Source organism: Roseinatronobacter monicus, from assembly GCF_006716865.1.
GTDB classification, from domain to species: domain Bacteria; phylum Pseudomonadota; class Alphaproteobacteria; order Rhodobacterales; family Rhodobacteraceae; genus Roseinatronobacter; species Roseinatronobacter monicus.
Genome location: NZ_VFPT01000005.1, coordinates 135,949 through 145,767, shown reverse-complemented (window position 1 = coordinate 145,767; position 9,819 = coordinate 135,949). Strand labels below are relative to the sequence as shown.

The 9,819-nt window shown below is 58.2% G+C and carries 13 protein-coding genes and 1 pseudogene; 9 read left to right on the top strand and 5 right to left on the bottom strand.

Features of this window, described 5'->3' with window-relative positions; all coding sequences use genetic code 11:
- Window positions 1–696 (bottom strand): IS5 family transposase (locus tag BD293_RS21680; RefSeq protein ID WP_142085869.1); only part of this gene is annotated, 696 nt, incomplete at its 3' end.
- 54 nt (window positions 697–750) lie between these two features.
- Here BD293_RS21680 and BD293_RS21675 point away from each other — a divergent pair.
- The 5 genes from BD293_RS21675 to BD293_RS21655 all read left to right on the top strand — a co-directional run bounded on the left by BD293_RS21675 (window position 751) and on the right by BD293_RS21655 (window position 3,997).
- Window positions 751–1,233: a hypothetical protein gene (locus BD293_RS21675; RefSeq protein WP_142085867.1), complete on the top strand. Its 483-nt coding sequence runs from the start codon at window positions 751–753 to the stop codon at window positions 1,231–1,233.
- Window positions 1,234–1,294: 61 nt separating this feature from the next.
- Window positions 1,295–1,654: a hypothetical protein gene (locus tag BD293_RS21670; protein ID WP_142085801.1), complete on the top strand. Its 360-nt coding sequence runs from the start codon at window positions 1,295–1,297 to the stop codon at window positions 1,652–1,654.
- The gene (locus BD293_RS21665; protein ID WP_142085803.1) at window positions 1,635–2,135 is read left to right on the top strand and encodes a hypothetical protein; all 501 of its coding nucleotides are present in this window, start codon (window positions 1,635–1,637) and stop codon (window positions 2,133–2,135) included. Before BD293_RS21670 ends, BD293_RS21665 begins: the two co-directional genes overlap by 20 nt.
- A 203-nt stretch (window positions 2,136–2,338) precedes the next feature.
- Entirely contained in the window at window positions 2,339–2,914 is a 576-nt protein-coding gene (locus BD293_RS21660; protein WP_142085865.1) for a LabA-like NYN domain-containing protein, read from the top strand.
- Between the two features lie 528 nt (window positions 2,915–3,442).
- A complete protein-coding gene (locus tag BD293_RS21655) occupies window positions 3,443–3,997 on the top strand; it encodes an antitoxin of toxin-antitoxin stability system (protein ID WP_142085863.1) in 555 nt (184 codons plus the stop codon).
- Here BD293_RS21655 and BD293_RS21650 read toward each other — a convergent pair.
- A complete protein-coding gene (locus tag BD293_RS21650; protein ID WP_142083515.1) occupies window positions 3,994–6,063 on the bottom strand; it encodes a recombinase family protein in 2,070 nt (689 codons plus the stop codon). The genes BD293_RS21655 and BD293_RS21650 overlap by 4 nt on opposite strands.
- Before the next feature lie 475 nt (window positions 6,064–6,538).
- On the opposite strand from BD293_RS21650, the pseudogene BD293_RS23275 reads away from it, so the two are divergent.
- Window positions 6,539–6,670: pseudogene (locus tag BD293_RS23275) on the top strand (antitoxin of toxin-antitoxin stability system); the annotation flags it as partial.
- Between the two features lie 83 nt (window positions 6,671–6,753).
- Window positions 6,754–7,038: a hypothetical protein gene (locus tag BD293_RS21640; protein ID WP_142085861.1), complete on the top strand. Its 285-nt coding sequence runs from the start codon at window positions 6,754–6,756 to the stop codon at window positions 7,036–7,038.
- A gap of 136 nt (window positions 7,039–7,174) precedes the next feature.
- On the opposite strand, the gene BD293_RS21635 is transcribed toward BD293_RS21640, so the two are convergent.
- Genes BD293_RS21635 through BD293_RS21625 form a run of 3 tightly spaced genes read right to left on the bottom strand, consistent with a single transcriptional unit; the run spans window position 7,175 to window position 8,222 of the window.
- Window positions 7,175–7,540, bottom strand: coding sequence for a helix-turn-helix domain-containing protein (locus tag BD293_RS21635; protein WP_142085859.1), 366 nt, complete (start codon window positions 7,538–7,540; stop codon window positions 7,175–7,177).
- An 11-nt stretch (window positions 7,541–7,551) separates the two neighbouring features.
- A complete protein-coding gene (locus BD293_RS21630; RefSeq protein ID WP_142085857.1) occupies window positions 7,552–7,977 on the bottom strand; it encodes a type II toxin-antitoxin system VapC family toxin in 426 nt (141 codons plus the stop codon).
- A 2-nt stretch (window positions 7,978–7,979) separates the two neighbouring features.
- Window positions 7,980–8,222 carry a type II toxin-antitoxin system VapB family antitoxin gene (locus BD293_RS21625; RefSeq protein ID WP_142085855.1) on the bottom strand — a complete coding sequence of 81 codons (243 nt, stop codon included), beginning with the start codon at window positions 8,220–8,222 and terminating at the stop codon, window positions 7,980–7,982.
- Window positions 8,223–8,682: 460 nt separating this feature from the next.
- Here BD293_RS21625 and BD293_RS21620 point away from each other — a divergent pair, with 460 nt between their 5' ends.
- Window positions 8,683–9,504, top strand: coding sequence for a hypothetical protein (locus BD293_RS21620; protein WP_142085853.1), 822 nt, complete (start codon window positions 8,683–8,685; stop codon window positions 9,502–9,504).
- Window positions 9,505–9,513: 9 nt separating this feature from the next.
- The gene (locus BD293_RS21615) at window positions 9,514–9,708 is read left to right on the top strand and encodes a hypothetical protein (protein ID WP_142085851.1); all 195 of its coding nucleotides are present in this window, start codon (window positions 9,514–9,516) and stop codon (window positions 9,706–9,708) included.
- Window positions 9,709–9,819: the final 111 nt, after the last annotated feature.

The following is a 9,819-nucleotide window of genomic DNA, read 5'->3' as shown; positions in this document are numbered from 1 at the left end:
AGGCGGAATAGTGATCTCGACATCAACCCCAAACAGCTTCACGAGCAAGTCGCTGGTCGGGTCGCCGTCATAGGCGCCGTCGGCGATGAAGCGTGTCACGTCCCCGTCAATCTGATCCAGAAGCTCTGGCAAGGCGGTGGGATCACCCACATCATCGGTGGTCAGTTCAGAGCAGGCAATTTCGCCGGTGACAAGGTCCAGCCCAAGATGCAGCTTGCGCCAGGATTTGCGTTTGGCCTTTGTTTTGTGCTTGTTTTCCAGCCACTCGCCTTCGCCAAAGATCTTCAGGCCCGTGCTATCTACCACCAAGTGGATAGGGCCATCCGTCGACGCGCGCGCTTTCATTGGCAAGATCAAACCGGCCCCGCGACGTGACAGGGTCGAGTAGTCGGGCACCAACAAATCCAGCCCCATGAGCTTCACCAGGCTGCCTACAAACCCTTCGGTCTGGCGCAGCGGCTGGTTGTAAACGATGCCAAGTGTCAGGCAGGTCACAATAGACAGGTCAGAATAAACTGGCTGGCCACCCCGTGTCTTGCGGCGCTCTGCACGCCATGCAGCTTCAACCTCGGGGCTTAGCCAAATTGTTACATCGCCCCGCCGACGCAGGCTTTCGTTATAGTCAGCCCAGTTCGTAATGCGGTACCGCTTCTTCTCGAATTTGTGCCGGCGGCCGTCATTGAATTTATGCGGCATCAACGCTATCCAATCGATCAGGGAAACGGCCTCCTAACAGAAACCGTAGGGTCCATGCAACAACGCCATCTGGACGCGCGCAACACGGCAATCGCTGTCACGACCCAAGCCGCGCGCGAGCAGATGACAGGCCCGCGCATTGGCGATTTCATCGAGATGACCGACGGCAGCTTGCAGCGCTTTTGCAACAAGACCAAACACGGGATGCAGACAACCGAAGGCGGCAGCTTTCACGTCACTTCAACAGGCACGGCCAGCTATTCAGGCGGATTGAACCCGCCGCAGATGATGGAGCGCATCGAGGACACAGGGGCCACCAAGCGCGGGCGGTTCTGGTTCTTCTCGCACGCGATCGCAGGCGCAGGGCGTGGCGTTGATGTCTTCCTTCCTTGCCGCGTCTATCGCCTCACTGAACTGAGCATGACCGAAGAAGAGGCGCGCAACCATCCAGCAGCGCGCGGCATGGCCGAGTTTTGGGGCGAGAACCACCCCGATCACTTGCGCCAGATTGCGAAGTTGATGGAAGGCCGACTGTAAGCGCTTTGCATCCCCGCGAAATTGCGGGGATGCCCACACCTTGAGAAAAAAGGCTGCAGCCATGAAAGACGCATTCTGCCGCATCGAAGGGCGTGAGATCACAGATCACGAGGCCCGCGCCATTGTCAAAGCCATCGCGAACTTGCGCGCTGTCTTCGCACCCTTTGTCGCGGCCAGCCCCGATACAATTCCCAACTATGCCAGCGTGCCCTACAGGCCCAAGGGCAGCACAAAATCCTACCAGATCACCCCCTGCCCGAAGCGCGGCGCTGGTTTCTACATTGTCGCCATCACCCCGCATGATAAAAATCATTACGGAATGCCGCTTTACCAGCCCGAGACTGTCACGGTCTGGCTCGATATCGCGCCGCTCTACGTGCCGACGCGAAAGGAAGACTGTCATGATCTGGAAATCTGCTAAACTCCTGATCGCATTTTACCGCGACAAGAACCAGCGCAAGCGGCGCATCCCTTATCTATGGGGGCCAAAGGGGGCCGAGGCAGGGATCACGGATCGCGAAAAATCCGATCAGGAAACATTCGTTCTGATAGAGGACGCCAAAGGCGCGCGCGATATCCAGATCAAATTCCGGCCCGAGCATATCGTCATCCGCCGCGATGCCGGTGACTATTGGCACGGGCTGGTGATCACAGATCACAGCATCAAAGCCCGCGTTGCAGGGCGCATCATTGAAATCGGGCATGATGGTGCTGTGAAATCCATCAGCGCCGATGACACCGAGAGCGACAAAACCATCGTCGAGGCCGATGGCACCGTCTTCAAATGGACGGATCTGGCCGAGATCGTCATCTCAGGCGACGGGGCCGAGGTCTCGCACCGTCAGCCCGACCAGTTCACAGCAATCACACCGCAAGGCACTATCACCAAAGCCTTGCGCTGAACCCCTTTCCTCTAGCGATGGAAAACCACCTGCCCACGCCAGTCGGGGGCTTTTTATGTGCAGATCAGGGCGGGCGCTGCCCGCGCAGGGGGCTTGGGTGAGCGCAGACGCGACTTAGGGTGAAAGACCTCTTGATTAATTGGCAAAAGAGGTCGATCTAAACGTCTCAACAGCATGCCACACCAAAACATTCAAGGATTACCATGTTTTATAAAGACGAACGCCTCGCGTTGTTTATTGACGGCGCAAACCTTTTCGCAGCAGGGAAAGCGCTAGGCTTCGACATTGACTACAAGCTTTTGCGTCAGGAATTCATGCGTCGCGGCAAACTGCTGCGCGCTTTCTATTACACCGCGTTGCTGGAAAACGACGATCATCAACCAGTGCGCCCATTGACAGATTGGCTGCAATACAATGGATATTCCTTGGTGACCAAGACCGCAAAAGAATACACGGATTTAATGGGCCGGCGTAAGGTCAAGGGCAACATGGATATCGAGCTGGCTGTGGATGCAATGGAACTCGCGCCGCGTCTGGATCATGCTGTGTTGTTTTCTGGCGACGGGGCTTTTCGGCCTTTGGTTGTAAGCTTACAACGACAGGGTGTTCGGGTGTCAGTGGTGTCCACCATCCGCAGCCAGCCGCCCATGATTGCAGATGAATTGCGCCGTCAGGCGGATAATTTCATCGAACTTGACGAGTTGCGTGACTTTATCGGCCGCCCTCCGCGTGAGCCTCGCAGTGATGCGCAGCGCGAAGAAGAGCAGATGGAGAGCTGATCGAACAGGCCGTGTTCTCAGCAATCACACCGCGAGGCACCATCACCAGAGACTTGCGCTGAACCCCTTTCCTCTAGCGATGGAAAACCACCTGCCCCCCGCCAGTCGGGGGGCCTTTTTTTTGTCTTTGTGCTGGTGAAACCCGCGCGCGGTTGCGCGGGTTGAGGTGATCCGAAGGACAGCGCGGGGGATCGACGGGCCTATGGCCCGCTCACCGCCCGCGCTGACACTCTTGGTTTCCTTCTTGTCCGCCCAACAGACCTGATCGAGCCGGTCAAGGGGCAAGCGCCGCGCAGGCGCGTCGTCAGATCACCCACCCGTGTCCTCGACCTGCGGTCTGCGGGCCGCGCCAGTGGGTGTTCTGACCCCGTGACAGTCTCACTCAGGCCCGTGGGTCGGGCTTCGCCCTCTCCCACTCTGTTCCGCCGAATACATGCGTATCCGGCAAATCAGATTGGCCGAGGCGCAGCCCATCGGCGCAAACAGGGACAAACCCAAACCGCCCATCGCTTGAGAGGATGAAAGACTATGCCCGAACTCGCTTGCATGACTGTTTACCAGTTTTCCGAATTGTCAGACGCCGCCAAGGAAAAAGCCCGCGACTGGTGGCGCGCTGGTGGCATGGATTATGACTGGTGGGACAGTGTCTATGATGATTTTGGCCGCATCTGCGAAATCCTTGGCGTTGACCTCAAAACCCGCGACATCAAACTGATGAACGGACGCACACGGCAGGAGCCATGCGTCTGGTTTCGTGGCTTTGCCAGCCAAGGGGACGGGGCTTGCTTTGAAGGCATCGCCTCATATGCCAAAGGGGCCTCGCGGAACATTCGTGACTATGCCCCGCAGGATAAGACGCTGCACAGCATCGCAGACCGTTTGCAGGACGTGCAGAAGCGCAATTTCTACCAGTTGCGCGCAGCGATCAGCCATCGCGGTCACTATTTCCACGAATATTGCATGGACATCGATGTGTCGCGCGACAGCCCGACATATCAGGCCATGACCGACGACGCCGAGGACACCGTCATGGAAGTGCTGCGCGATCTGGCCGACAACGATTCATTATGCACCTCATTCTAAGTGTTTGTAATGATTGGAAGTGTGGTTTGTCGAGGATCGCGACACGGGGCATTTCGGTGCTTCAGGGCATCTGCAACCGCATCACTTTTGAGGTCGACGACTTTTATCTGATGTGGTGCGTGCCGCATAACCTGTTCAGCCGGCAGGATTTTCTCCCTTATTAGCCAGCGGATGACGTGATGTGTCACACCCAGCTTGTCTGCCGCTTCGGCCATCGTCAGCCACCCGCCCTGTTTGTCGGCTGACGCGTATGCTCGTATGCCATTGTTCTTCCGGGTGGAGGAAACACGCTTCGCAGTCCAACTGTGATCGCACCCCGTGCGCAGGCTCATTCGGTTGAGCGTCGCCGCAATGTCACTATCACTCCAACGCCCGGCCATGGATCGGATCAAGGTCAAAGCATCTTCGGAAGTCACGCGGCCATGCTGACCGGGTTTGGGCTTCTTGACGCGCAGCTGGGAGTGTTGACCACCTTGCCAGTGGATGGTCAGGATCACCTCGCGACTTTGCTCATCGACGTCCGCGACAATGTCTTTGATCAGCGTGCGCACCAGCCGTTGGCGGGTCCGTGCGCTGACGCCAGCCGCGTTCCAGGCCGCCGCCAAGTCTTCAGCCAAGCCCTCAAGGTCGGGCGGTTCCACTGCGACGATGGGGGCCTCACCGACGTCAACGCGCATTTTGCACGCCTCGAGACGCTGCAGGGTCGCCTCCCAGTTCCGTTCAAGCGTTGCGGCAATAAGCCGGTTATCGGGATCGCAGGCCGCATAGCGGCGCTCGGCCAGCCCAGCCTCATACTGCGCCTTCTGCAAGTCGAGTTCCGCAGCGCGCCGTCGTTCTTCGCTGGCCATTGTCAGCATTCGTTCTGCCTCCCTAGCTGCTTCTACCGCAACGGGCTGCACCACGCGAAGAATCTCTGCGGCAATCACCTTGTCGACCCCCGACCCGCCAAAACGAAGACATCGGTCATGGCCAAGCATCGTGTTCATGTAGTCGCATCGGTAGACTGGGTTCCGGGCCTGGCCGGGATAGGTGACCGTGAGACGGCATCCGCACCGGGCGCATGACAGCAAGCCGGAGAGCAGCGCGCGACCGCCGCGCCCAGACTTGACGCCGCCTTTTCGACCATGCGCATTGGTCGCAAGGTGGGCCAGATTGCGTTCGTATTCTTCCCACCCGATGTAGCCTTCATGGTGATCCCTCAGGAAGACCTCCCATTCCTCCATCGGTTTGCCATGGCCGTAGGACTTGCGGGCTCGCCCGTCAACAATCTCGGCGCGCGGCCCGCTTTTCCCATAGGCATAGATCCCCGCATAGAACGGGTTCTTGAGCACAGAGATGACGTTGCGGTATCGAATTGGCGTCCAATCAAATGAGGTCATGTAGCGCCCTTCTGATGGGCGTGGAAAGAAGAGCTTGTCCTCCAGCAAGGACAGCAGAACCTGGCGACCGCTTTTCAGTTCCCGGAACCGGCTGAAGATCAGGTGGATGGCCTCTTGCACGCGCAGATCGGGATCGAACCCAAGGCCTGCGTCGCGGTGCCAGACATAGCCGATGGGGACGTTGATGCGCAGCTCTCCCCGTTTTGCCTTTGCTCGGGCGGCCTCGAGCATGCGCGCCCGAAGGATGCCAAGCTCGAACTCGCTGATCGTTCCCTTCATGCCCAGCAACAGTCGGTCATTGGGGGAGCAGGGATTGTAGACGCCGTCCTGGTCAATGACCCGGGCATCGGCCAGACCGCAGAGTTCCAGCAAGTGATGCCAGTCACGCCCGTTTCGGGCGAGACGCGAAGCGTCGAGGCAAAGCACTGCGCCTACATCTCCAGCGCAGAGCCAGGCGACGAGACGCTCGAAGCCCGGGCGAGCAACAGCGCCGCTGGCCGAGCGCCCGAGATCATCGTCGATGACCTCGACATGCTGGAATCCATGCCGACGGGCCGTGTTCACCAGGTCGTACTGACTCCGCTGGCTTTCAAGATTGTGCAAGACTTGGCTCTGCGTCGACTGCCGAACATAGACGACCGCCTTTCGCTTCAAGAGTGCGGGCGGAAGAGGGCTAAGCGCGTTCATGCGGTTCCTCCTTCCCGGCTGCTTCGGTCGCCTCCATCAGAAGGTTTGCGAGCGCCGCCAGGGCTGCTTCGCGCTGCCGCGGGCTCATTCCGCGCATCTTGTGGGAATCGAACGCCATGATCATTTGGCGCGAACTCTCGGGCGGATTTGATGTCGATCGCTTCATCGGGGGGAATCTCCAGAACTGAACTTACAGTCGAGGAGCATACACTTCCGCGATGAGTGGCGAGAAACTCAGCGAGTTCGGCAAGGGCGCTAAGCGAAACGCGCGCCTCGCCAATCGCCATGCCCACGCAGGCGACCGGATCGAGCATCCAGGTGGAAATCATGATGACATGCCCCGGCGCGGCTTCAACGCGCGCCACCGCACCGTTCCGAGACTGATCGACGCCTTCGCACCGCACCCGCCTTCCAAAAAGCGGATGGTAAGGGTAATGCACGGTCACAAACTCCCCGATATGGGCAGAATGACCCTGAGATGGCCCGCTGGCTTTACCGTCAGCTGGAAGCCGAGCATGACTATCTGACATCCGATGACGCCGTGGCCGAAACGCTTCACGCCAATGACTACACCTTCACCGAAACTGGCCAGCGCTATATCTATTGATCGATGCAGCCGCCAAGTCACCGAACGAAGGAAAGGCAGGGCCGAAAGGCCCGCCATCCTTCGCACCGATAGGAACAGACGACATGACCGACACCCCTGCCCTATGGATTGTAAAGCGCTGCACCGCATCGTTGAAAATGCTTGGTTATTATGCCGGACCTGGCCGCTATTGCACCACCGAAGCCGACGCCAGACATATGACCAGGCAGCAGGCCGACCAGCTTGCCGAAGACCTCGACAGCTACGGCGCGACCAAAGGCACATGTGAGCGTTATTTTGCCGTCCAGCACCCTCAAGAGAGCGCTTGGGACGCCGCAGCCGAAGCCTTGAAGGATGAAGGTTTTTACGCTGGCCCTTGGGTTGGGTGAACGGCACACTGATGCCGTAAGTGGTCGATTGATGTCCTGATCGGCGCAGGAGGACATGCCCCCTGCCCCGATCAGGACGGGCGCTGCCCGCGCAGGGCCGCTTTCGCGGGAAACGCTGCGCAGAGCAGGTCTATTCCTATTCGGCGTCGCGTGGCTGGGCAAGCGACTGGGCGAACGTGAGCAAAGGTTTGCGCTGCGCTTCTGGAATAGAATAAAATACACGAACCAAGGAAGCCGCTTCCTTGGTGCTGTTCAGATCGGACTCATTGGTGGGCGCTCCCGCTTCATCCAGCCCTTCGAAGAAATAGCTTATCGGTACTTGCAGTTCCTCTGCGAATTCCCACAGGCGCGACGCTGACACCCGGTTCGCGCCCGTCTCATATTTCTGGATCTGCTGAAACTTGACACCCGATGTCGACGCAAGCTGCTTTTGCGTCATGCCAAGCATCCAACGTCTTTGGCGAATACGCTGCCCAACATGGATATCCACTGCATGCATCAACTGTTCTCCTATCACAAAAGGTCTGTATGTTTGAAATCTTTACCCTTGTATAGTAGCGGCGCGTGATAGGCTTTGGCACAAGCATAGGACAAAGCATCACCGAATTTCAGCTTCGCCTTGTGGCCCACCATGTGACCATATTGCGCCAAAGCGCGGATCGCTGCATCTGCGATGCTGCCTGTTATGTGAACCTCATATGACTCGAGCACTTCCAGCAACTCGCTTACGAGCTGGCTGGCTGTCTCGAAATCTTGCGCTGTCGCGTGCGTGTCGCCGCGTTGCTCTTTATAGGTTCGGGCCAGAGCCATCGACGCTTCCAGTCTGGTGATGCCGGAGTGCCGAAGCTTCCCGCGCGCGCCTTCCATGGCATTGAGCAAGGCAGGGCTTTCAGGCTCATTCTTGAGGACGGCGACGATCACGCTTGCATCAAGGAACATGCTCAGGTGCCCAACTGTTCGTCCATCAGGTTTTTATCGTCACGGCCATCAGGCCGCAGTCCCGTGAGCGCGGCTTTCTGCTGGACCTTGGCCACCCGAGATGCCAGACTTTCCTTCGCGTTTACGGCTTCAAGCTGCAAGAGCAGTGCCTTCCGAACGGTCTCCGTTTTGTCTTTGGAGCCGGTTGCTGCCATCACCTTGCCAATCAAGGTATCGACTTCAGGGTTGCGAATGAAAATCGGCATGTGCGTATATCCTCTTGAGTATATATAGGATATCGCAAAAGTATATACTCCACAAGCGTGCCGCGTGTCGCGTCCCCTTCTGGCTGTGGCCAAGCACTCAATCACGCTCTACTGCCATGTGCGCCGAGAGGCAGTTATGCGGACCCTTGCTGGCATTCGCTGCACCTGCGCAGAAATCCTTCGCGCTTGCGGCATGATCGACGCAAGGGGCGGAAAGCGGACCGATGCAGTTGCGGCGTTCCGCTCGCCGAACTTGGGCAGTGCGGTCATTCGATTTCTGTTCCGGCCACCACGGCGAACCTGTTTCGTTCTTGCTTGGTGCAAGCCTTCGGCCTGTTCCCCTCTGCCTCTGGTGGGCGGTTAGGGAATCGCGGTCCGTCAACAAAAATTCACTAACTGACCTTTTCAAGAGGCAGCGGCTACCGATACAACCAACGGGAGTTTGAAAGGGCCTGCTTCAATGGCAAGACGGTATGGTGCAACTGAAACATTCGACGGCTACACCGCGACCCAGTTTAGGCGAATGAAGAAGACCGATCGCGTTGAGGCGATGGTCGAATGGTTTCATGCGCACTTCGAAGACCCCGCAGAACGAACGCCATACGAAAGCGCTGAGGGTGGTTACATTTGGATTTGGGGTGGACCTCACGAGGCGACGGAAGAGATTGAGGCCGAGTTTGGTGAGGTTGTAGACTTTGAGTTAATCGGAAAGGCCGCGGAAAAGGTTCAAGCGGATGGCCTATTCGACTGGGCTCCAAGGCCTAAACCTGGTGACTACGATGAGGACCCGCCAGAAGGCGAGGCTGACGAGGATCTTGATATCGCCCCGACTCCCAACGTGCCGGAACCCGAAGCACGGGCCGACGTTCTCCAGCGAATTGAAGCCTTAGAGCAGCTAATCCGGCCGTTGGTTGAAGAACACAGTCCGCCTGAAATACTGCCGGGAATTGGCCATAACCAGCCTCCGCCCGAGTTTGCCATCGAAGAGGCAGTAAGTCGTGAGGAGTGGCGAGAGGTCCAGGCGGCCATCGAAGAGCTACGTGCCGAAGCCACCAAACCCGAGCCGGAGCTTGAGGTTGTCGAGCGTGGGCAGAACGTTTTCGTTCGGGTGCTGCGGGCCGTCGGCGGGTGGGCACGTGATCGTATCAACGCCGGAATCGACGCTGGAGGCGCGGTCCTGATTGGATATGGCCTCGCCGATCCCCAAACTGTCATCGGTGCCCTGACCAGCGTCGCGCAATCCGTGGCAACATGGATCAGCTCCATGCCTTGGCCCTTTTAGGGGAAACACATGACCGACCGCATTGCCGATATTTTGAAACGCGAAATTGAAAGGCTTCGTCGAAACTTGGAACTCCTGGAAGCCGGTCTTTCCGTCTCTGGGAACGATCCTGACAAGGACGTGCGGTTCAAAGAGCTGCTTCAGGACTTTGAGACTGTGTCGGAAAATCTTGAACGCCATGAGGTGATCATGGCGCGGCGATAAAAAAGTCACCGACCGGGCCGGAGGCGACGGCAGCACATCCGACAGAGTCGCGAACGTGGGAAAGACATTGGGCGGTTTCCGGACATGCGAACGCAACCTTGCCAGCATGTG

Bases quoted from the DNA above. Each gene is read 5' to 3' on its own strand.
- BD293_RS21650 (WP_142083515.1), bottom strand. From the start codon at position 6,063: ATGAACGCGCTTAGCCCTCTTCCGCCCGCACTCTTGAAGCGAAAGGCG.
- BD293_RS21615 (WP_142085851.1), top strand. From the start codon at position 9,514: ATGACCGACCGCATTGCCGATATTTTGAAACGCGAAATTGAAAGGCTT.
- BD293_RS21620 (WP_142085853.1), top strand. From the start codon at position 8,683: ATGGCAAGACGGTATGGTGCAACTGAAACATTCGACGGCTACACCGCG.
- BD293_RS21640 (WP_142085861.1), top strand. From the start codon at position 6,754: ATGACCGACACCCCTGCCCTATGGATTGTAAAGCGCTGCACCGCATCG.
- BD293_RS21625 (WP_142085855.1), bottom strand. From the start codon at position 8,222: ATGCCGATTTTCATTCGCAACCCTGAAGTCGATACCTTGATTGGCAAG.
- BD293_RS21660 (WP_142085865.1), top strand. From the start codon at position 2,339: ATGTTTTATAAAGACGAACGCCTCGCGTTGTTTATTGACGGCGCAAAC.
- BD293_RS21665 (WP_142085803.1), top strand. From the start codon at position 1,635: ATGATCTGGAAATCTGCTAAACTCCTGATCGCATTTTACCGCGACAAG.
- BD293_RS21670 (WP_142085801.1), top strand. From the start codon at position 1,295: ATGAAAGACGCATTCTGCCGCATCGAAGGGCGTGAGATCACAGATCAC.
- BD293_RS21655 (WP_142085863.1), top strand. From the start codon at position 3,443: ATGCCCGAACTCGCTTGCATGACTGTTTACCAGTTTTCCGAATTGTCA.
- BD293_RS21630 (WP_142085857.1), bottom strand. From the start codon at position 7,977: ATGTTCCTTGATGCAAGCGTGATCGTCGCCGTCCTCAAGAATGAGCCT.
- BD293_RS21675 (WP_142085867.1), top strand. From the start codon at position 751: ATGCAACAACGCCATCTGGACGCGCGCAACACGGCAATCGCTGTCACG.